Origin of the sequence: Janibacter hoylei PVAS-1 (assembly GCF_000297495.1) — a bacterium.
Classification (GTDB): domain Bacteria; phylum Actinomycetota; class Actinomycetes; order Actinomycetales; family Dermatophilaceae; genus Janibacter; species Janibacter hoylei.
Window position 1 is genome coordinate 1 of record NZ_ALWX01000019.1, and the last position, 20450, is coordinate 20450.

The window sequence follows — 20450 nt, forward strand, 5'->3', positions numbered from 1 at the left end:
CAGGGACTCGGGGTAGAAGGCCAGACCGAGCGCTTCCGAAGTCCCTGTGTGCTTGGCAGTCTCAGTGTCGGAGACGTACTTGTCCACAGTGCGCTTCGGTGCGTCTGCATAGGCACGTAGCCACGGGCGCGTGGACACCGGCTCGGCCCGCAACCCGGTCAGGTAGTCGGTCGTGCATGCCAGCGCGTTGGCGACGCGGTCGAGGGCGCCGGCTTCCAAGCTCTGGCGGCCGTGCTCGACCATGGACACCACGCCGGCGGGGATGCCGGCGTGGTCGGCCAGGTCGGCTTGGCTCAGCCCGTTGGCGTGGCGCAGCCGCTGGACACGCTGACCGATGTCGGCGGGGTTCGGGTTGATCACGTGGTGCGTACTCCTTGGTGACGTACTGGCATGGTGGTGCTCACACCGCGCCTGCTGCCCCGATGCCGTCCTCATCGTCCTCGTCGAACATGGGCAGACCCTCATCGGTGGGCTGGAACCCGCCACCCGAGGGGGGCGCACCCTCCAGGTGGTACTCAGGACCCAGGACGAGCTCGCCGGGGTTCCCCTCTCGACGGTCGATGATTGGGGCGACGAAGAGGTCGTCGACCTGGTTGTCGGCAGTAAGGGTGTAGGCCAGCACCCACGACTCCTGGGGCAGAAAGTTGTCGGTGTCGACGGAGAGGATCGCGTCACTACTGCTGAGGATGCGGAAGTGGTTCTCTTCGTCCTTGTGGGCCGACAGCACCCGGTATCGACGATCGCACCCCCGGTCAAAGCTCTGCACCGTGCGGACGCCTCCGTCGCCTGTCAGAAGTCCCAAGCCGACCCGACTGGTGGCGACGGTGACGGCCGCTTGCATCAGCGACCTCGCCAACCCAGATCGTGCCCGCTCTCCCTCCCGAAAAGCGGGATCCTGATCTAGGGCGGTCGTGATGTTGTGTCCCCGGGCGCTGAATTCATCGCGGATCCAGAAGGCCAGTCCGTCGAGACGGTTGCGCTCTTCAGGGGAGAGGTGTGACATACCCATGAGGATATTCCGTCGGATGTCACAGCGCAAGCGTGGTGTCTCGCGCGTGCCTTGAACCCTTGGGTCCTCATGGACGAACGTGATCCACGTCGGTGCGGAAGCACCGTGTCAGACTCCTGCTCCTGGCGATCGTGGTGGTGTGATGGAGCGGTTTGGACGTGAGGCGCTACGTCTGTGGAAGTTGAACACTCCGCAGGCTTTCGATGCCTTGCGCGACCCGGCCGCCTACTTCGCGCACATCGACGCTCACTACGTGGTCGTCCCCGAGCAGTTGGCGCGCGAAGACGCTGATCGTCACGGCGATCGACGCGAGTTGCGGTTCTGGATCGAGCAGCGCAGCCAGTCGCTGATGGAGACGACGCCGCTGCCCCCTGTCGAGGACACCTTCCTCGACGACCTCGGTGACGAGGTCGTCGATCCCCGGCGGCGGTTCCTGCACGACGGCATGCCCCACCGGCCGCACCGGCTGTGAGAGCTGCTGGAGGATCTCACCGTGCCTGCAGCGACCTTCCAGTACCACCTTCAGGCGTCGTACCAGACCCTCCCGCGGGCGGCTTGGGTCGAGCACGCTGGTCCGCGGCGTGACGTGTTCGCGCCTGAGGGTTCCGGCGATCGGGTCCGGGAGAGCAACGGCGGCCAGCCCGAGATCCGCTGCAGGCCCGAAGCGACCGTGCTCACCTTCCCGATGTCTGGCGTTGAGGACGCGTTCCAGGTCCTGGTACAGGCGACTGCCGGCGGGCGGGCATGGGCCAGCGGTGGCTTTATCGACCGTTCCGAGCGTGCCTTGGTGCTGCCCCCGTGGCGTGACGACGGGTCGGACCCCGACCCTGATGCGCTGGCCCTGATGGTGAGTGAGTGCGGCCAGCTGCAGCGGGGCACGGACTTCGTCGTGACAGATCACCGACCCCGCGTCGTGGACTTCCATACCGTCACCTGGATGGCCCACGCCTCGTCCCGGGAGCGAGCGGTCAAACCGTGGCTGCTACTCGACGTCGATGGGGTGCTGCTGCCGTACGGCACCACGACAGACATGATCAGCACCAGTCTGTTGCGCGAACTGGATCTGCTCGCCCAGTCGTACGACTTGGCGTAGGCGACCTCGTGGGGCGCCAGCGCCAACACGCTCCTGCGCGAGACCGGACGTTCACCGTGGCCGGTCGTGCACGGCCTACCCCGCCTGGGAGGAGACCCCGACGGGTACGACACACCCCGGGTGGCCCCCGGTGTTGGACTTCGTCGGCGACCGGCCTTTCGCGTGGGTCGAGGACGAGCTGAGCCGTCACGACGCCGCGGCGCTGGCAGCCGACCACGAGTGCTTGCTGTTACGCCCGAACCCGCGACGTGGCCTTGATCGTGGCCATCTGGACGCCTTGCGGGCTTGGGTCTCGCCCGCACCGTGACGTGTCGACCAGCGATCGAGGGCGAGCGGTTGCCCTGGTTCGGGTTGCAGTGACGGTCACCCTTTCTCGTGTTCGAGTCGGGCGAGCATGTAGTCGGCGACGGTGGCGGCTTCGCGGACGACGAGCATCGCGAGATCTTCAGATACCCCTGATGGCAGGGTCCGTCCGTGGCCGGTGCCTTGGAGGTTGCGTAGCGCGTTGATCTGGTCGGCGATGTTCCAGGTGGACTGGTGGATCGCGCGGATCGCGTTGGCGCCTGGGACGTTCGGGTCGACCTGCTGGGGCAGGACACCGAGGCGTTCGCGGGCGAGGTGCCACAGCTGGTTGTAGTCCATCTTCTCGTTGACCGGGAATCCCATCGTCGGGCGGGCCGGCAGGTTGCGGCTGGGGTCAGGAGACACGACGCTCACCGTGAGCACGGCCTAGTCTCGGGAGGGCGTCGACGGCGACCGTGGCGCTGAGCTGCAGGTGGTGCTGCCACCAGTCGCGCAGGAGCAGTCGGCCTTCGGGGTTCATGTCGTGGTCGAAGGCCAACAGCAGCCGAGGGGCCATCTGGGCGTGTGGTCCACCAGCCGGACGCCCGAGGGTGGCATCCAGCCACACCCAAGCCGCTGCCAGCCTCCCGGCATCGGGCGTGTGTGCCGCAGCGGCCGGCAGTTCCTCGATGACGCCGTGGGGAGTCATCTTGACGTTGCGCAGCGCCTCGCGGCGCTCCGCTAGCGGCGGCAGCCCTTCGTCGAGGAGGAAGGCCAGGTGGGCCGCCAGGCGGCGGTAGGTGTCCACGTCTTCGGTGATGTGCTCGGCGAGCCGGGCCACCTGAGGGTTGATCGTGGCTGCGTGCAACGTGTGGATGTCGCGGATCGAGAGGTCGCTGTTCCGGGCCTGGGCGACGAGTGTGGTCAGGGCGACTGCCTCTGCGGTGCGGATGGTGCGGGCCGCTTCGGGCAGCACGAGGGGGTCGTGGTTGCGGCGCATGGTCGTAGGGATGTGCCCGACGTGGATGCCGTGGTCCAGGATCAGGGAGAGCACGGCCTCGCACCCCGTGTGAGCGTCGGGCCATCGCGGCACCAGGTCCCTGGCGGGCAACCACGGGTCGCCCATGATGGCGATCTGGTCGGCGAGGTCACGGGCCGCGGCCTGTGTGGCGGAAGCGGCCCAGGTCAGCGCCAGGGTCGTCGCGCTGATGTACGGCGGCCTGGCAACGACCCGGCCCGGTTGCAGCCCCCAGCGCAGGAAATCCACCACGGCTCCACGCCAGAGAGTGGACTCTCCGGGTAGGAGTGGGGGCCAGTTGGTCCACAACGCGTGCTCGAGTCCGGCCATCAGAGATTCGAGTCGCGTCAGCCGGTCTCGAGCACGCTGGGACTCACCGGCTGAGCAGAGGGTGGCGAGCATCTCTCGGTGGACCGCCTCGATGTCGGGTCCCGGGTGGCTGGGGTGCGGGAAGTAGGCGTCGTGCAGGAAACAGCCGCAGTTGGGGCACAGCACGACAATGTTCAGCCGCGCGGCGACGGTCGCGATCTGGCACTGGGGGCAAGTGGCGGGTTGACCGGCATACCGTCGGCCGGTGCGGGCTCGCTCCGGCGCCATCCCCGGGTAGGCGCCACGCAGGGTCGCTGGCCTCAGCTCGTCCACGGCGGTCGAGGTGAGTGCCGCGACGCGGTGCAGCAGGTCATCCGGGGGCTCTTCCCAGACCCGCGAGTGGACCTGCAGGCCGGTCAGCTCGCGGACGGTGGTGTGGTTCGCGCTGGCGGTGCGTGCCAGAAGGGGCCGCGATGTCCTCGCCGGGTCGCAGGTCTGGACGAGCGGGCAGCGGTGGCGGCGCTGGCTCGATCATGCCGAAGCTCCTGACCTTGGGGCAGCGGTAGCGGAAGGGTCACCGACCGGGGCGGTCGCTCGCCGCCGCGTGGCGTGAGCGTCCGCGTTTCGTCGTTCGGCTAGCGCGGCCAGCGTGACGCCGGCGAGGTGCTTCTCGGTGATGGCCCAGGTTCCGTCCTCGATGGCGGCGGTCGTGGCGTCGCGCAGCAGCTGGAGCAGGTCGCGGTGGTAGCCGGCGCTGCGTTCGAGCCAGATGTGTGGCAGTTCCTTCCAGATGTGGTCGGGCCGACCGGCCGGAAGGTAGGGCTGGGCGTGCTTCGCACACTCACGCAGGAACTGTTGGAAGGCCAGCCTGTCGGCCTTCGTGGTGCCCGAATAGGGCGCGACGGGGATCTCGTAGGCCCGCCCGGTCACCTGCGGGTCGTCCATGACCGGATGTGTGTGCAGATTCGCGCCGGCGAGGATGACGGTAGCCCCGAGCTCGCCGACAGCGGTGACCACGGCTTTGAGGTGGTCCAGCGCCTCGCGGCCCAGTTTCAGTGAGGTTTTCAGCAGGTGCAGGTCGTCTACGATCAGCAGGCGGACACCGTGTCGTTCGAGGAGGTCGAGGTAGCGCACGCGTTTCTCGACACCGGGCGGGTAGCCCAAGGCCTGGACGATCTGCGCGTTGAACTTCGCCACCGTCGTGCCGGCCGCCAGGGACAGGAAGAGGACGGGCACGTGGTCGACCTCGAGGTTCTCGACTCTGCGTCCGGTGATGGTGCGGGCGGTGGTCGCGGGACGGACATCCGGGTTGGTGTGCGGGGCGACCAGGCGTCGGTGCGCCTCGAAGGCGACTTGGTAGAGCATCGTGGACTTGCCCAGAACGTTGTCGCCGGTCACGATTGCCACGTCCTTGGTCCCGGTCAGCGACTGCGCGTTGCCCTCGATCAGGGCAGTCAGGCGCTGCCGGATGCCGCGGTCGCGGTCGGAGTCGAAGTAGCGGCCCGCCAGGAAGCGGCGCACCTCGCTCGCGCGGGCGCGTCGCTGGCCGGACATGCCGTGGGCCTCGCAGGTGGTGATCATCGGCGGTGGCCCGATCGGCGGAGTGAAGGCCAGGGAGTGAAGCAGGTCGGCCTTCATTCTTGCTCCTCCAAGTTCGACCAGTCGGCGGCGTCGGTCTCCCAGGGCGCCCTGGTCGTCTTCGCCGGCGGTGCGGGGGCGCGACCGCGGGCGCGGCGCCCCGCCGGTCGATGGGGTGCGGCCGCCGGCGGCGGAGGCGGCCTCGCCGTGGTCGTGCTTGGACTGGCCCGAGCGCATGGCGGCGGCGGTGAGCATGTTGCCGTGCCAGTCCGCCAGGTCCGGGTCCCCCCCGCAACCGGTCGTACCCGTCAGCCGTGTTCAGGGTGGTCAGGACCTCTTCCTCGATGCTGTCGCGAGAGAGGTCTCGGTAGGCGCCGCGCTTCTTCATCAGGCCTTTCGCATGCCGCAACGTCAACCCGGTCATCGGTGCCCGCAACTCGTGCTCCCGGCGCCACGGCACCCGGATGATCCGGTCGGTGTCGGGGTGACGCAGCCAGTACGCCGAGACATCCCGAGGGTCGTAGTAGAACGGCGCCGCCTTCGCTCCGGCCCGGGCACGCTGATCACCGGTGTGCCCCGTTTGGTCAGGTGAGCGGAAGGTCCAGTCCCGCACGTTGCGGAACTCATCCAGCTCTCGGCAGTCGTAGTACAAGTCGTCGAACTCGACGCCGTTGGCGCCGATCTGGCCCCACCGGATGGGCATCGCGTCGTAGATCAGGTCCGCACGCTGGAGCACGTGGATGCGCCCCTGGGCGGCCATCAGGCTGTCGTAGACGTCCAGTGGGGTCAGCCTCATCCGGGCATCCTCGGCAGTGATGCTCTTGTCGGCCAGCACCAGGCTGGAGTGCGGGCTGCGGTGATATGTCGTGGCGATCCACTCCCGGATGTGCCGCTCCAGTTCCCGCGGCGTCAGCGCCGGGGCACCGCCGTGGAAGACCGGCTGACCGGCCTTGTCCAAGGTGATACGCCCGACCTTCGAGCCCCGCTCGGATACGTTGTGGCCCTTGTACCCAGGCGCGGCCTGGAAACAGGCCTGCAGGGTCTCCCAGAAGCGCTCCATGACCGCGTTGTCGGTCGGGTGCGCACCACGGGAGAGCAGCAAGTTGATCCCGAACTGGCGACACAACGCCCGAAAATGGGTCCCGGTGAAAATGCTGCCCCGATCCGCTCGGATCGCATCCGGCAGTACACCGGGGATGCCGTGCTCACCGACCAACGGCCGGCCCGCGAGCCCATCGATGCGTTCGGCTTCGGCCAGTGCATGCGGGAACAACCCGATGTGCTCCGGGACCCCGGCCCACCGCCAGTCATCCACCCGGGCCGGATCCACCGCCAGGCTGTAGGGCCGCAGGATGTCGACCAGCAGCAGGCCAGCCTCGAACCCGGTCGGGCTGCGGGGGAAGACCCTCGTCCCCACGATCACCCGGCTGGCCAGGTCGATCGCCGTCATCACCTCCACGCTGACCGCGGACCCGGTGAACGGGTCGAAGCAAAAGTTGTCCGCGCGGGTGACATCGATCGCCACCACCTGCCCCACACCGACCGTCGCGAACGACGAATACGAGGCAGTGGTCCGCAGCTTGTTCGTCTTGTGCGCCCGCGTCGTGCGTCCCAACGGCTTGACCACGTGCGCGATGTACCTGCGCAGCGTGTCCCGAGGCAGCTCCTCCATCACGAAGCCGTCCGCACTGAGCTTGGACAGGACCTGGCGGTAGATGTCCTTCTGCCGCTTTGCGGACTCCGTCCCGTCGAACCGGCCCACGACCCCCTTGCACACGTCCTTGATCTCCTCGTCCAACGAGTCGAACTGCGACCGGCCCTTCCGGCTGCGGCCATCGACCAGCTCGAACAGTCCCCCCGGTTCCCCGAAGTAGTCCCGGTGCCAGTTCCGGATGGCGTTGGCCGTCGGGGACCCGATCCGACCTGGCCGCGTCGAGCGGCCTGCCTCACGGTCACGACGGGCCTGACGATCCTGATCGTCCTCGGCTGCCAGCTGCTCGACCATTGCCGCGAGCTTGCGAGCCAGCGAGATTCCGTCTGCCGGATCGAACGGCCAGAATGGCTCACCCTCGCGCGCCAAGGCACGATGTCCCCGCGCGAAGCCCGTCTCGACGGTCAGGACGATCTCCTCGCGGTCGAGCGCCAACTGGCGCGCGGCCTCGCGGACGCTCTCGAACTTGTGCCGGAAGGGCCCCGCCACGGCGTCAACGCGGCCATCAAGCATCCCCACGGCCACCTCGAGGTCCTCGAACCGAATGTCGAGAACTTCGCCGTGGATGGTCTCGACGCGCACGCTCAGCGGGCGGACACCCACCACCAGCAGCGGGCGGCCATCTTCACCTTGGATGGTCGCGCCGTCGTGCAGCGCGACTCGCACGCTCACGACCGTCCCGCCCAGACCACGGGAGTGTCTTCGCTCCACCGGTCGGCAAGGTCCAACTCGACGTCGCCCCGCCAAGCCAGGTGCCACAGTGTCGACAACAGATAGCCGCCCTCATCGGCTGCGGCGATGTCCCCGAAGGTCGCGCCGGCGCCGTGGGTGATTTCGCGTAGGCGTGCCGTCGCGGCTGGCATCCACGGCTGCTGTCTGCGGGCCATCGACAGCCACCGCAGGTTGACCTCCTCCGCGCCAGAGAGTCCGGGAAAGACCCGGTGCCTCCACCCGCGGGTGGTGCACGCCTTAGCAGTCTTCTCGACCTTCCAGTTGAAGTCGATGTCCTGTAACTCGGCCGGGCGCGCATCCCACACCGTCACCGACCCGTCGACGCGCACGCTGAGCAGGTCGGGATAGTGCGACTTCTTCGGTGACCACCGAAGGAGGAACGGTTGGGCCACCAGCCACGAGACGTCCAGGTCGCGGTCGAGCATCATCATCAACTGATGCTCCAGGCCCGACTCCAGTGTCAGATCGTCCCCGATTGTCATCGAGAAGGCATGCACCGGAACATTCCGCGAGTACGTCGAGGAGCGAACCTTGCGGACCGACCCCAGCTGCCGCACATCTGGAGGTCCAGCACCCCAGTCCCAGCCAGAGACGACCTGTCCTTCCACAGCGAAGGACCACTCCGGGTCCGAAGATTGAGTTTCCGGCACCGCAACATCTACAGTGGACACAACGACTCCTCCTGCCACCCAGCCAAGGGATCAGGTAGTTGTTCACGAGGGCGTCCCGGGCCAACGGGACGCCCTCGAACTTTGTCTGCACAGCGACACTACCGAACGCTGGCGCTCCATTACCACGCCGTAGGCAAAACTCCTAACGACACGCCGCAATTGCCCGTAAACAATGTACAGAGCCGCTTGTACAAACTAGGCCCCCTCTCTACAACTAGAAGCCGGCCGAGTCCTTCGCCAGGTTCGAGAACCGCGCATAGTGCCCTTGGAAGCCGAGCACGATGTCGGCGGTCGGACCATTGCGGTGCTTGGCGACGATGACGTCGGCCTCCCCTTCGCGCTCGGACCCCGGGTCGCGATCGCGGTGGAGAAGTATAACCAAGTCTGCATCCTGTTCAATAGAGCCCGATTCTCTCAGGTCACTCATCGCCGGACGCTTGTCGGTGCGCTGCTCGGGGCCACGGTTCAGCTGCGAGATCGCGATGACCGGGACCTGCAGCTCCTTGGCCAGGAGCTTGAGCGCACGGGAGAACTCGGAGACCTCCTGCTGGCGGGACTCGACCTTCTTGCCGGAGGTCATCAGCTGCAGGTAGTCGATGACGATGAGCTTGAGGTTGTGCTGCTGCTTGAGGCGCCGCGCCTTGGCGCGGATCTCCATGAGCGCTAGGTTGGGTGAGTCGTCGATGTAGAGCGGGCTGTCGCTGATCCGGCCGACGACGCGGGAGAGCTTGCGCCAGTCGGGGTCGCTCATCTTGCCGCGGCGCAGGTGCTGCAGCTGGATGCTCGCCTCCGCGGCGAGCACACGCATGGTGATCTCGCTGCGGCTCATCTCGAGGGAGAAGATCGCGGTCGCCATCTGGTGGTGGATCGCCGCCGCGCGGGCGATGTCGACACCCAGCGTCGAGTTGTGCGTCGGGATCATCGAGCGACCAGCCAGGTAGAGGTGGGCCGGGTTGTCGACCTCTACGCAGCGCACGGGTACAGACTCGATGGGACGCACGTCCGTGATGAAGCGGGAGTTGCGCCGCTGGAAGGTGCGCGACCGCAGGTCCTTGTGGCGAATCGCCTTGCGCTCGAGCCAGAAGACGTCCTCGTCCGCGCTGAAGGTCAGCGTGTAGGCGATCGACGACCCCTGGCTGCGACCATGGACGGCCTTTTCGCTGACCCCGAAGCGGTAGCCCAGCCCGGCCACGAGGTCGCGCACATCCCCCATCAACCGTGCCGAGGTCGAGGTGAACTGGACGCACCCGACGTTGGTGACCGTGCCATCAGTGTCGAGCAGGCCCGCCAGGAGCGCGCGCCGCTGCTCCTCGGACGCCCTGAGGTAGTCCATCGGGATGTGCTTGTCGCCGAGCACACCGATCTTGCGCAGCAGCGCCTGCACCGTGCCGTGGTCGTTGTGGCACTCCTGGCACCGCCGCCTGCCCGACGACGGACGACCGCAGTCGGGGCACGTGGGGTCCGCCATGCGGGGCGTCCCCTTCGACTTGCCACCGCACGAGCGACCGCACGTCTTCACCTGTGACGTGTGCGGGACGAACTCGGCACCGCAGACCACGCACTCTCGCACCGCCACGTCCTCGACGGGCAGCCGGAGGGAGTAGCGCATGGCCGCGCTGGTCTTCGTCACCACGAGCCCCTGGCCCTCCAGGTAGGTGACGATCTCGGGGTCGTCAGTGGTGAACATCGCGCAGTCGCTGGTGCCATCTCCGAGCCAGGCACCGAGGACGTAGGGCGAGAGCGCAAGATCCGCCGCGGGCAGCTCGAGCGGCTGGGCCAGCGCGACAGAGTGGTTGAGGCGCGCGTCCTTGGTCGCGGTGCGGATGGTGGCCGCGATCTCCTCGGTGGTGCGGACCTCGGCGAAGGTGCGCTGGTTCTTCGTGCCGTTGCGCCCGTCGCGGGCGGCCTGGAAGGACTTGCGCGACGCGTGGGTGTCCGTCAGCCACTGATGCTGCGCATCCGCAACGATCACCGAGCCGTCCGAGAACTCGACCTCATAACAGGGGCGGTCGGTCATGACCTCCGTCGCGGCGACGACAGTCGTCGCCCGGCCCTCGGCGTCGATGAGCTGGTCACCGACGGCGACCTCGCCCATGGTCGTCCAGCCTGTCGGTGTGGGCAGCGCGGTGTCGAGGGCGAGCGCCTTGCCGATGGCCGGCCTGGCCGCGATGACGACCATCTGGCCCGGGTGCAGACCGTGCGTCAGCTCGTCGAGGTCGGTGAAGCCCGTCGGCACACCGGTCATCTCGTCGGTGCGACCGGCGGCGACCTCGATCTCGGTCATCGTCTCGTTGAGCGTGTCCCACAGGGGGGCGTAGTCCTCGCCGCCACGCTTCTCCGCGACGGTGTAGACCTCGGCCTGAGCCTGGTTGACGATGTCCTCGACGTCGCCGCCGCCCTGGGCGTAGCCCATCTGGACGATCTTGGTCCCGGCCTCGACGAGGCGCCGCAGCACCGCCCGCTCGGCGACGATCTGCGCGTAGTACCCGGCGTTGGCCGCGGTCGGCACCGACTGGATGAGGTCGTGCAGGTACGCCTGCCCGCCCGCGCGCTGCAGGTCGCCGCGCTTGCTCAGCTCGTCGGCGACGGTGATCGCGTCGGCCGGCTCGCCGCGGCTGTAGAGGTCGATGACCGCGTCGAAGATCAACTCGTGCGCCGGCCGGTAGAAGTCGTGCCCGCGCACCGCCTCACCGACGTCGGCGATCGCGTCCTTGGAGAGGAGCATGCCGCCGAGGACGGACTGCTCGGCGCCGACGTCCTGCGGCGGGAGCCGGTCGGCGGGCGGCCCGGACGCGTAGCCGTCGGTGTCCCCGTAGCTCCTCGCGCCCATGTCAGTCGTCGTCACCGCGTCGCCCTCCGTGTGCCTGCCCCGGACCCCGACGAAGGGGGGGGTCCGCACGCCCCGTCGAGGGGACGTCAGAGCAGGGTCGCACCCGTCGCCGACAACGCCAAACGGCCCTGTGGACAGTGCTGTGGACGGGGTGTGGACGACGCGCCATGCCACTGTGCACAGTCCGTGGACAAGTCTGTGGATCTCCCTCACACCCCGACGGCGACACCCCATCTGACCTGCGAGGATGCGGCGCGAAGCGTGTGGACCCGCAAAAAAATGCCGACCGGCAATCCACAGGCAACGACACGCCATAGGCCACAGATGACCCCCTTCGCGCAAGCTCGGAGCGCCCGGCGGTCAGCCGGTGCGCCCGTAGCGGATGCGGGCCCGCTCCCGGGCCTTCTCCGCCTCGAGCTCGCGGTCCTTCGGCGGGGCATTCGTCACGAGGTGGTCGAGCAGGTGCTGGGTCACCTGGGCGATCTCCTCGACGGCCTCGTCGAAGGCGGCCTGGTTGGCCTGGCTCGGCTTCGTCGACCCGCTCACCTTGCGCACGTACTGGAGGGCGGCGGCGCGCACCTCGTCAGTCGTGGCCGGGGGCTCGAAGTTGTGCAGCTGTCGGATGTTTCGGCACATGCCACCCAGTCTCCTCCTGCGGACCGACAGGGACACGCCCTTCGCGGTCAAGAGCATTTGGCCGCTGTCGGTGGCCTGGCGGACCATGGAGGACATGCCCACCACCGCGGCGGCGCCGCACCCCGTGACCACCCCTGCCCAGACGACGCTGATCCTGCGCGTGCTGACGGTGGCCACCTTCGTCGTGATCCTCAACGAGACGATCATGAACAACGCCATCCCGCGGCTCATGGACGACTTCCACGTCACCGAGACGTCGGCGCAGTGGCTGACGACCGCCTTCATGCTGACGATGGCCGTCGTCATCCCGATGACCGGCTGGCTCATGCGTCGACTGGCGACGCGGCGCACCTTCGCCGTGGCGATGGGTCTCTTCACCGTCGGCACGACGATCGCCGCGGCCGCCCCGAGCTTCGAGGTGCTCGTCGCCGCCCGCGTCGTGCAGGCGGGCGGCACCGCGGTGATGATCCCGCTGCTCATGACCACCCTCATGGACCTCGTGCCCGTCGCCGACCGCGGCCGCACGATGGGCAATGTCTCGCTCGTCATCGCCGTCGCCCCCGCGATGGGCCCGGCCGTCTCCGGGGTCCTGCTCGAGCTCGGCACGTGGCGCCTGATCTTCATCGCCGTGCTGCCGATCGCCGCGGCCTCCCTCGCCCTCGGCCTGCGCCTGCTGCCCGACACCGGCGAGCGCGAGGACAGCCGCCTCGACCTGCCGAGCGTCGCCCTGGCGGTCGTCGGCTTCGGCGGCATCGTCTAAGGTCTCTCGGGCCTCGGTGGCGGCCACGGCGGCGAAGGGGGTCCAGCTCCCGAGCCCGTCGTCGACCCCCTCCTCGCGGCCGGCATCGCAGCCCTCGCCCTCGCGGTCTTCGCCTGGCGACAGCTGACCCTCGCCCGCACCGGCGACCCGCTCATGGACCTGCGGGCCTTCCGCCACCGCAGCTTCACGGGCGCCTTCGTCACGATGTGCCTCGGCTTCGCCGCACTCATCAGCTCGGTCATCCTGCTGCCGATCCACCTGCAGCGCGGGCTCGGCCTGAGCACCCTCGACACCGGGCTGCTGCTCATCCCGGGCGGCCTGGCCATGGGCCTGCTCGGGCCGTCGATCGGACGGCTCTACGACCGCATCGGCGCCCGACCCCTCGTCGTCCCCGGCGCGGTCGGCATGACCCTGTCGCTGACGCTCTTCGCCGTGCTGCTGCCGCACGTCGGCATGTGGACCGTGCTCATCCTGCACGTGCTGCTCAGCCTCTCGCTCGCGCTGCTCTTCACCCCGCTCTTCACCGCGGGCCTGGGCTCGCTGCCGCACTCCCTGCACGCGCACGGCTCCGCGCTGCTCGGCTCCTCCCAGCAGGTCTTCGGGGCGGCCGGCACGGCGACGAGCATCGCCGTCATGACGCTCGTCGCGGGCGCCGACCCGACGACGGCGGAGCGCACCTCGGGCGTGCAGGCGGCCTTCGTCATGCTGGCCGTCGCCGCCGCGGTGACCATCGGCACCTGCCTCATGGTGAGCACGCCGGCCGAGGACCCGGCGGACGAGTAGCCGCGGAGGTGCGGACTCCCGGGCCGGTCAGCGCAGCCCGGGCGCGAGCGACGGCGTGCGTCGCAGCAGCGCGGCCAATGCCATGACGAGCACGAGCAGCGCCACCGAGAGGGCTACCGACCCCGCCCACCCGGCGCGCGTCCACGCGGCGCCGGAAACGGTGCCGAAGACCGCGGACCCGAGGTAGTACGTGAAGAGGTACAGCGAGGCCGCTTGGCCGGCGCTCGTCCCGCCGAGGTGGGCCCGCAGCGGCACCCAGCCGCTCGCGATGCCGTGCACCGCGAAGAAGCCGACGACGAGCAGCCCCATCCCCACGACGACGAGCGACAGCACGTCGGGCAGCGTGAGCAGTGCCCCGACGATCGCGACGGCCGCCCCGATCGGGATGACCGTTCGCCGCCCGTGACGGTCGGCGAGGTCGCCGAACCACGTCGAGCTGACCGTCCCCAGCGGGTAGACGAGGAAGACGAGGCTCGCCGCACCGATCCCCAGCGCGAAGGGGGGATCCGCCAGCCGGAAGCCGATGGTGTTGAAGAGTGCGACCATCGCCCCGAGCGAGCAGCCGCCGATGGCGTAGAGGGCGAGCAGCGCCGGGTCCGACAGGGCCCGGCGGGTCATCGCCGCCAGCGCACGCGGGTTGCCCGGCGCCGGCTCGAAGCCCCGCGAGACCGGCAGCGCGAGCCGCACGAGGACCGCGCACGCCAGGCCGACGAGCACTGTTGCGGCGATACCCCAGCGCCACCCGCCGCCCAGCTCCGCGCCGAATCCGGAGACGAGTCGGCCCGACATCCCGCCGAAGGCCGTGCCCCCGACGTAGAGCCCGGCGGCGCGCCCCTGGCTCGAGGGGTGCAGCTCCTCGCGCAGGTAGGCCGTCGCGACCGCGGGCAGCCCGGCGAGCGCGAAGCCGTCCGCAAAGCGCAGCGCGAGCAGCGCCTCCCAGGTCGGCGCGAGCGCCGAGGCGAAGCCGATGACGACCGAGGCCCCGAGCGATAGGTGGATCAGGCGGGTGCGTCCGACGACGTCGGAGAGCGGACCGGCGATGAGCAACCCGGCGCCGATGCCGAACATCGCCAGCGACACGCTGAGGGTCGAGGCACCCGTCGAGACGTCGAAGTCGCGCCGCAGGTCCGGCAGCAGTGCCTGCGTCGAGTACAGCAGGGTGAAGGTCGCGAGTCCCGCCGCGAAGAGCGACCAGACGATCCGCCGGTAGCCGCTGCTGCCCGGCAGGTAGCCCTCGTGCCTCACGCCGACCCCCGGACCATCCGCGCGGGGATGTTGTGCCGGGTGACGACCTGCACCCCCGACGCGAGTGAGGTCGGCGCCCCCGGGACCAGCCGGTGGTGCTGGAGCACAGCGGTGATCGCGGCGCGCGCGTCCTCGCGCAGGTCGTGGTGGAGCACGAGGTCGATCTCGCCCGTGCGCAGCAGCCCGAGGTTGTCGGCGTCGAGGTCGTGCCCGACGTAGACCGAAGGGGGGACCCTCTTCGCGCGGAGCGTCGCGAGTATCGCCCGGTTGGCGCCTCCGACGGAGTACACCCCGAGGGGTGCCGTGACATCCTCGAGCTCGGCGGCGACGACGGCCGCGGTCGCAGCGTCGAGCCCGTCGGCATCGGCGACCCGGCGCACCTCGACGTGCGGTGCGGTGGCGCTCATCTGCTCGACGAAGGCCTCGACCCGGGTCCGCTCCCCCACGAAGGAGGAGCGGCTCAGCGTGACGAGGACGCTCGCGAGATCGCCTCTGCCCCAGTGCTGCACGAGGTGCGCGGCGGTGCGGCCGGCCGAGACGTGGTCCGGCCCGGCATAGGCGATGCGCCGCGATCCGTGCACGTCGGTGACGAGGGTGACCGCGGGGATCCCGCGGTCGGCGAGGTCGTCGATCGCGGCCGCGACGGCCGGCTCGTCGGGGACCTTGAGGAGCACGGCGTGGCTGGTGCGCCCCCTGCGCCCGATGCCCTCGAGCGTGGCGACGACATCGTCGACCGTGCCCGACTCCCGCAGGTGGTAGCGGGCGCGCACGGCGGCCGGCCGCAGCCCGCTCAGCTGGGACTCCAGCGCCGCCGTGACCTCTCCGCTGAAGCGGTCGGGAGCCTGCATGACGACGTCGAGGACGAGCGAGCGGGCCCCGAGGCGCAGGGCGCTCGCCTGCCGGTCGAGCTCGGCGACCGCCTGCTCCACCGCGCGGACGGCGCGGGGACTGGCACCCGGCCGACCGTGGAGGACCCGGTCGACGGTGGCCTCGGACAGGCCGGCCTGCTCGGCGATGTCGGCGACGCGGTGGCTGCGCACTCAGCCCCGCAGCGGTCGGGCCGCCCGGTCGTGGTGCGCGATCGAGGCGACGAGGAGGAACTGGGCGAACACATAGGTGAGCATGACGAGCACGCTGTGGAGGGGCAGCTCGACCCCATCGAAGGTGCGCAGCGCGATGAGCCCGTCGGAGACGAGGAAGACCACGGCGCCGACCGTCGCGACCCGGTCGAGCCCGGTCGCGAGGACGGCCATGGTGACGATGGCGGCCCCGTAGACGAGGACCGGCCAGATCGCTCCCGTACGCAGCGCGGTGAAGACCAGCACGGCGAGCATCGCCACGACATAGGGGGCGACGAGGACCGGTCGGGTGCGCGCGATGCTCCGGTCGACGAAGGGCAGGAAGGCTGCGGCATAGGCGATCTGGGCGAGCAGGAAGGGCACGACCATCGCCCAGAAGCCGGCGTCGCTGCCGTCGTCGAAGAACCGCGGGAGCGTGTCGCCGAGCCACGAGAGGCCGAGCGCCGCGAGGGCCAGACGCGCGAGCTGCGACTTCGGGTCCGGGGTGGTGGTCCACAGCAGCCACGCGAGCACGGGCATGAGCAGCACCTGGGTGAGGTCGGCGAGCACACCCCCCGGAGCGACGCCCTGCGCGGCCAGGTGGACCAGAGTGACGACCACGAGGGCGGCGAGCGCAGGCATGGCCCGAGCCTACGGCCGCATCGGTCCCTGAGGAGGGCCCCCGGGCCCGTCTCGAAGGGCCCCTGAGAAGGGCCCCCCGGGCCCGTCTCGAAGGGCCCCTCCCTTCGAGACGCTCGGCCGTGGACGGCCTCACTCCTCAGGGAGGCGGGGGGCAGTCGGCCGAGGACGGCCTCACCCCCAGGGAGCGGGGGGCAGTCGGCCGTGGACGGCCTCACTCCTCAGGGAGCGGAGGACGGACACACGGCGGCAGGCGGCAGGGCGAAGGGGATGGCTGCGCACATCAAGCCGAAGTCGAGAACGGCAACGGCACCAGCGGACCAGGCAGGACTTCGGCGGGCGCAGCCGTCCCCCTTCGCCCCGCCCACCCGGGGACCGAGGGACGGGCATATCGTCGAGTCATGAGCCTCCTCGACGCCCCCCCTCGCCCGCCTCGACGGCACCCCCGGCACGCTGCGCGACCTCACCGGCGGCCGACCGGCGCTGCTCGTCAATGTCGCGAGCAAGTGCGGCCTGACCCCGCAGTACGCGGCCCTCGAGGCGCTGCACGAGGAGTACGCCCCGCAGGGGTTCACCGTCGTCGGGCTGCCGTGCAACCAGTTCGGCGGGCAGGAGCCGGGCACGGCCGAGGAGATCGCCGAGTTCTGCTCCGCCACCTACGGCGTGACCTTCCCGATGAGCGAAAAGGTCGAGGTCAACGGCCCCGGCCGCCACGCCGTCTACGCGGCTCTCGTCGACACCCCGGACGAAGGGGGCGAGAGTGGCGACATCCGGTGGAACTTCGAGAAGTTCGTCATCGACGCCGACGGCACGCCCGTGGCGCGCTTCAGCCCGCAGGTGGCGCCCGACGACGAGCGGGTCGTCGCCGCCCTTCGCTCCGCCATCGGCTGAGTGCACGCACCCGACGAGCCCGTCGCGCGGATCGACGGCGGGGACCTGTCGTGCGCGCGGCTACTCATCCTGCTGCGTGCGCGGGTCGCCGACCTGCCCCCCGGCAGCATCGTGCACCTGAGCACGACCGACCCGGTTGCGCCCATCGACCTGCCGGCGTGGTGCCGGCTCACCGGCCACGGGTACCTCGGCGTCGCCGAGCCCGGGCCGCCCCCCGGTCTACGGGGTGCGGGTGGGGGCCAGCCCGGTCGAGACGCGACCGGACCGGCCCTGGCACCCCATCGACCCCACGATTTCCGGGTGACCCGAGAAACCCGCGGTTCGCAAGGGTTTGAAACTCTTGCGAACCGCGGGTTTCTCTTGCTGAGCGCGAAGGGGGGTCAGCCGCGAGCCGACTCCCGCGCGTTGGACGGACGACCCCACGGCCCGGTGATCGCAAAGGTGCGACCGGGGTCGCCCTGGATGTTGGCGAAGAGGGTCGTGCCCGCGGCGTCGAAGGTCGGGCCGGCCCACTCGCTGTCGTCGACGAGGTTGAGCGCGAGACGGTAGGCCGTGCCCTGGTCGGTGACGCCGATGAGCTGCGAGGCGCCCTCGCCGTCCTCGGCGAGGACGAGCCCACCGTGGGGCGAGACGGTGATGTTGTCCGGGCCGTCGACGCCGGCGCCGTCCTCGTTGACCGCGAAGATCGTCGTGAGCCTGATCGTCTGCTTGCGGGGGTCGAAGAACCACACCTGGCCGTCGTGCTCGTGGAGCGAGCCGTCGTCGCTGCGGGCATAGCTCGAGACGACATAGACGCCGCCGTCGCCCCACCACTGACCCTCGAGCTTGCGCGCGCGGGTCACCTCGTCGTCGGCGAGCTGCTCACGGATCGGGGTCTCCCGGGCGTCACGGTCGGGGACCTCGACCCAGCGCACGGTGTAGGTGGTGTTGGTCTTCGTCGCCTTCGACAGGTCAGTGACGTGGGCGCCGTTGCGCTCGAAGGCGACGAGCGCCTCGAGGGTGCCGACCTCGACGGCGCCGTCGGCCGCGAGCGCGTGGAGTGCGCCCTTGCCCTGGCGGTAGCCAGCGGGCGGGGTCCAGCGGTAGAAGAGTCCGTTGGGCTCGTCGGCGTCCTCGGTGAGGTAGATCCGGCCGGTCGCCTCCTCGACAACGGCGGCCTCGTGCTCGAAGCGCCCGAGGAACTTCAGCGGGATGTTGGCCTTGCCGATGTTGGCCGCCTGGCTGGTCGGGTCGACCTCGAAGACGTAGCCGTGGTCCTGCTCGAAGGTGTAGCTGACGCCATCGTCCTCGTGGGTACCGGCGCGCTCGTCGGTCTCCTCGCAGGTCAGCCACGTGCCCCACGGCGTGATGCCGCCGGCGCAGTTGTCGACGGTGCCGGCCACGGAGGTGTAGTGCTCGAGCACGGTGTTGTCGGCGTCCACGACGAGGGTGGAGGTTCCCCCCTTCGCCCCGCGGTCGTAGACCAGTCCGTCGACGTGCGGGACGGCGCCGTCGTCGGCACCACCGATCTCGTGGTTGCAGACGATCGTCGAGCCGCCGCCAGCACGGGCGAAGGCACCCATCGCGTCCTGACTGCCGGCCACGGCGTAGCCGCCGACCGTGGTCGTGCCGGACTCGGCGAGGACCGTGTAGCTGAAGCCCTCCGGCAGGGCGAGCAGCTCACCGGCCGGACGAAGGGGGCCGTAGCCGGCGGCCAGGCGGGTGGTCTGCGCGGCGGTGGCGTGCGCGGCGAAGGGGGCCGAGCTGCCGGCGACGAGCAGGCCGAGGGCGCCGGCGGAGCCGCCGAGCAGGGTGCGGCGGTCGATGGGGGCTGGGGTGGACATGGGGACTCCTGGGATCGGTCGAGGGGACGCGCCGTAGTCCAGCAAGCAGGCGTTCGCCCGGGGCGACCCTCACGGGTCCCCCGGGCGAACGGTGGGTGAAACGTCGGCCGCGCTCAGGCGGCGAGCAGCTTGTCGAGCTGGCTGACCGCGGACGTCGAGCCCTCGACGACGCCCATGTCGAGCACCTTCTGCATGTCGTCGGCGGACTCCCACGTGGAGGTGTTGACCATGCGTGTGGCTTCGTTCGCTTGGTGGCGGGGTTTTTGCAGCGCTCCGTGGCGGTCTTGTTGCCGCGATCACGCAGGACTGGCTGCAGGTAGGTGTCGCGGTCTGAACCGAGAGGGGTGCGCCCGGTCGGGGCCGTTTGGATCGCTGCCGCTACGTCAGAGTCCGAAGGCTCCGCCGCTGACGAGGATCACGATGCCGAGGCCGATGAGAACGATGGGGAAGAGGATGTGCTCCCAGCGTTCGAGCACTTCGGCGATCGGGGGGCGGGTGGCGACGAACTTCGCCAGGGCCACCAGGACCGCGACGAGCGCGAGGAAGACGATGCAGTAGGCGACTACTGCGAGAGGTTCCACGCTGAGGAAGACAGGGGTGTAGACGCCGATGTTGTCGCCGCCGTTGGCAAGGGTGACGCCTGCGACTGTCCACACGCCGACCTTCTTGCCGGCAACCTTGGCCTCGTCGTCATCGTCGTCATCGTCTCCGCGCCAGGCCTGCCATGCGGCCCAGAGGCCGAGGCCCAGAGGGATGAGACCGAAGTACGGGATGGCTGCCGAGGGCAGGAATGCTCCGGCACCGATGGTCACCAGGACCGCGGCACCGAGGATGCCGACGAATCCGAGGTACTGGCCGGCCAGAATGCGGGCTGTAGTGCCGCGCTGGCCTGCCCCTCGCGCGAAGAAGAGGGAGAGCACGATGATGTCGTCGATGTTGGTCGCTGCGAACAGGCCCATCGCCTGCAAGACCGAGGTGAGGATCATGCGCCCTCCCCAGCTGCGTCGCATCCGGGAAGCGAGCAGGCGGGATCGATGCACGGGGCGTCTGCGTCCACTGCCAGGGTGGCATCGACCAGTGCCGTCAGCGCCTGCGCCAGGTGCGAATCGGCGATCTCATATCGTGTCCGACGACCCTCGGGCTCGGAGACGACGATCCCGCAATCGCGCAGGCATGCCAGGTGGTTGGACACGTTCGGGCGTGTCAGGTCCAGATCTCGGGCCAGTTCCGCCGGGTAAGCGGGATGGTCGAGCAGGGTCAAGATGATCCGGGATCGAGTGGGGTCGGCCAGTGCACGACCCAGGCGGTTCATCACGTCGAGACGCGAAGCAATAGTCAGCATGGACTGAACTATACAGCGCGCACTGAACACTCGGTCACAG

At 69.7% G+C, this 20450-nt stretch carries 19 protein-coding genes and 2 pseudogenes; 7 read left to right on the plus strand and 14 right to left on the minus strand.

Annotated elements, in window-relative coordinates:
• Together B277_RS04710 and B277_RS04715 are read right to left on the minus strand one after the other, a co-directional pair.
• On the minus strand, positions 1-360 hold a 360-nt coding region (locus B277_RS04710; RefSeq protein ID WP_007925728.1), incomplete at its 3' end, for a helix-turn-helix domain-containing protein.
• 40 nt (positions 361-400) lie between these two features.
• Positions 401-1003 (minus strand): hypothetical protein, encoded by a 603-nt coding sequence (locus B277_RS04715; RefSeq protein ID WP_128277054.1) that lies wholly within the window; start codon positions 1001-1003, stop codon positions 401-403.
• An 85-nt stretch (positions 1004-1088) separates the two neighbouring features.
• Between B277_RS04715 and B277_RS04720 the strand changes: the two genes are divergently transcribed.
• Entirely contained in the window at positions 1089-1481 is a 393-nt protein-coding gene (locus tag B277_RS04720) for a hypothetical protein (protein WP_156811732.1), read from the plus strand.
• A gap of 21 nt (positions 1482-1502) precedes the next feature.
• Positions 1503-2102, plus strand: coding sequence for a hypothetical protein (locus tag B277_RS04725; protein WP_007925731.1), 600 nt, complete (start codon positions 1503-1505; stop codon positions 2100-2102).
• A 363-nt stretch (positions 2103-2465) separates the two neighbouring features.
• Here B277_RS04725 and B277_RS04730 read toward each other — a convergent pair whose 3' ends face one another.
• The 3 genes from B277_RS04730 to B277_RS15815 all read right to left on the minus strand — a co-directional run bounded on the left by B277_RS04730 (position 2466) and on the right by B277_RS15815 (position 5544).
• Positions 2466-2810 carry an abortive infection family protein gene (locus tag B277_RS04730; protein WP_202948412.1) on the minus strand — a complete coding sequence of 115 codons (345 nt, stop codon included), beginning with the start codon at positions 2808-2810 and terminating at the stop codon, positions 2466-2468.
• Positions 2800-3651: a hypothetical protein gene (locus tag B277_RS15810; RefSeq protein ID WP_156811733.1), complete on the minus strand. Its 852-nt coding sequence runs from the start codon at positions 3649-3651 to the stop codon at positions 2800-2802. The genes B277_RS04730 and B277_RS15810 overlap by 11 nt, the downstream gene beginning before the upstream one ends.
• Positions 3652-4242: 591 nt before the next feature.
• Complete coding sequence (locus B277_RS15815; RefSeq protein ID WP_083853641.1) at positions 4243-5544, minus strand: TniB family NTP-binding protein; 1302 nt, start codon at positions 5542-5544, stop codon at positions 4243-4245.
• A 1097-nt stretch (positions 5545-6641) separates the two neighbouring features.
• Between B277_RS15815 and B277_RS18815 the strand changes: the two genes are divergently transcribed.
• Entirely contained in the window at positions 6642-7004 is a 363-nt protein-coding gene (locus tag B277_RS18815; RefSeq protein WP_007925741.1) for a hypothetical protein, read from the plus strand.
• 664 nt (positions 7005-7668) lie between these two features.
• On the opposite strand, the gene B277_RS04750 is transcribed toward B277_RS18815, so the two are convergent.
• The 3 genes from B277_RS04750 to B277_RS04760 all read right to left on the minus strand — a co-directional run bounded on the left by B277_RS04750 (position 7669) and on the right by B277_RS04760 (position 11869).
• Positions 7669-8340 (minus strand): TnsA-like heteromeric transposase endonuclease subunit, encoded by a 672-nt coding sequence (locus B277_RS04750; RefSeq protein WP_420795264.1) that lies wholly within the window; start codon positions 8338-8340, stop codon positions 7669-7671.
• Between the two features lie 277 nt (positions 8341-8617).
• On the minus strand, positions 8618-11233 hold the full coding sequence (gene dnaB, locus B277_RS04755; RefSeq protein WP_007925744.1) for a replicative DNA helicase: 2616 nt from the start codon (positions 11231-11233) through the stop codon (positions 8618-8620).
• Between the two features lie 360 nt (positions 11234-11593).
• The gene (locus tag B277_RS04760; RefSeq protein WP_007925745.1) at positions 11594-11869 is read right to left on the minus strand and encodes a DUF2277 domain-containing protein; all 276 of its coding nucleotides are present in this window, start codon (positions 11867-11869) and stop codon (positions 11594-11596) included.
• Between the two features lie 94 nt (positions 11870-11963).
• Here B277_RS04760 and B277_RS18300 point away from each other — a divergent pair, with 94 nt between their 5' ends.
• Positions 11964-12629: an MFS transporter gene (locus tag B277_RS18300; RefSeq protein ID WP_202865226.1), complete on the plus strand. Its 666-nt coding sequence runs from the start codon at positions 11964-11966 to the stop codon at positions 12627-12629.
• An 84-nt stretch (positions 12630-12713) separates the two neighbouring features.
• Positions 12714-13412, plus strand: coding sequence for an MFS transporter (locus B277_RS18305; protein ID WP_337590130.1), 699 nt, complete (start codon positions 12714-12716; stop codon positions 13410-13412).
• Positions 13413-13439: 27 nt separating this feature from the next.
• Here the strand turns inward: B277_RS18305 and B277_RS04770 are convergent, their stop codons facing one another.
• From B277_RS04770 to B277_RS04780, 3 genes are read right to left on the minus strand one after another with little or no spacing between them, the layout of a single operon-like run.
• Positions 13440-14657 carry an MFS transporter gene (locus tag B277_RS04770; protein WP_007925746.1) on the minus strand — a complete coding sequence of 406 codons (1218 nt, stop codon included), beginning with the start codon at positions 14655-14657 and terminating at the stop codon, positions 13440-13442.
• The gene (locus B277_RS04775) at positions 14654-15697 is read right to left on the minus strand and encodes a LacI family DNA-binding transcriptional regulator (protein ID WP_007925747.1); all 1044 of its coding nucleotides are present in this window, start codon (positions 15695-15697) and stop codon (positions 14654-14656) included. Before B277_RS04775 ends, B277_RS04770 begins: the two co-directional genes overlap by 4 nt.
• Complete coding sequence (locus B277_RS04780; protein ID WP_007925748.1) at positions 15698-16357, minus strand: lysoplasmalogenase family protein; 660 nt, start codon at positions 16355-16357, stop codon at positions 15698-15700. It lies immediately after the preceding gene.
• Between the two features lie 447 nt (positions 16358-16804).
• On the opposite strand from B277_RS04780, the pseudogene B277_RS04785 reads away from it, so the two are divergent.
• Positions 16805-17245, plus strand: a pseudogene (locus B277_RS04785) (glutathione peroxidase); the annotation flags it as partial.
• Positions 17246-17386 (plus strand): annotated as a pseudogene (locus tag B277_RS19745) (sulfurtransferase TusA family protein); the annotation flags it as partial. It abuts the pseudogene before it with no gap.
• 239 nt (positions 17387-17625) lie between these two features.
• Here B277_RS19745 and B277_RS04790 read toward each other — a convergent pair.
• The 3 genes from B277_RS04790 to cmtR form a co-directional block, all read right to left on the minus strand.
• The gene (locus tag B277_RS04790; protein WP_007925751.1) at positions 17626-19068 is read right to left on the minus strand and encodes an alkaline phosphatase PhoX; all 1443 of its coding nucleotides are present in this window, start codon (positions 19066-19068) and stop codon (positions 17626-17628) included.
• 383 nt (positions 19069-19451) lie between these two features.
• Positions 19452-20054 carry a cadmium resistance transporter gene (locus B277_RS04795; protein ID WP_007925754.1) on the minus strand — a complete coding sequence of 201 codons (603 nt, stop codon included), beginning with the start codon at positions 20052-20054 and terminating at the stop codon, positions 19452-19454.
• Complete coding sequence (cmtR, locus tag B277_RS16555) at positions 20051-20410, minus strand: Cd(II)/Pb(II)-sensing metalloregulatory transcriptional regulator CmtR (protein ID WP_083853642.1); 360 nt, start codon at positions 20408-20410, stop codon at positions 20051-20053. The genes B277_RS04795 and cmtR overlap by 4 nt, the downstream gene beginning before the upstream one ends.
• Positions 20411-20450 lie beyond the last annotated feature (40 nt).

Excerpts from the sequence above, each read along its gene's own strand:
- B277_RS04715 (WP_128277054.1), bottom strand. The coding sequence starts at position 1,003 with ATGTCACACCTCTCCCCTGAAGAGCGCAACCGTCTCGACGGACTGGCC.
- B277_RS15815 (WP_083853641.1), bottom strand. The coding sequence starts at position 5,544 with ATGCTCACCGCCGCCGCCATGCGCTCGGGCCAGTCCAAGCACGACCAC.
- B277_RS18815 (WP_007925741.1), top strand. The coding sequence starts at position 6,642 with ATGTCGACCAGCAGCAGGCCAGCCTCGAACCCGGTCGGGCTGCGGGGG.
- dnaB (WP_007925744.1), bottom strand. The coding sequence starts at position 11,233 with ATGGGCGCGAGGAGCTACGGGGACACCGACGGCTACGCGTCCGGGCCG.
- B277_RS04760 (WP_007925745.1), bottom strand. The coding sequence starts at position 11,869 with ATGTGCCGAAACATCCGACAGCTGCACAACTTCGAGCCCCCGGCCACG.
- B277_RS18300 (WP_202865226.1), top strand. The coding sequence starts at position 11,964 with ATGCCCACCACCGCGGCGGCGCCGCACCCCGTGACCACCCCTGCCCAG.
- B277_RS04780 (WP_007925748.1), bottom strand. The coding sequence starts at position 16,357 with ATGCCTGCGCTCGCCGCCCTCGTGGTCGTCACTCTGGTCCACCTGGCC.
- B277_RS04790 (WP_007925751.1), bottom strand. The coding sequence starts at position 19,068 with ATGTCCACCCCAGCCCCCATCGACCGCCGCACCCTGCTCGGCGGCTCC.
- B277_RS04795 (WP_007925754.1), bottom strand. The coding sequence starts at position 20,054 with ATGATCCTCACCTCGGTCTTGCAGGCGATGGGCCTGTTCGCAGCGACC.
- cmtR (WP_083853642.1), bottom strand. The coding sequence starts at position 20,410 with ATGCTGACTATTGCTTCGCGTCTCGACGTGATGAACCGCCTGGGTCGT.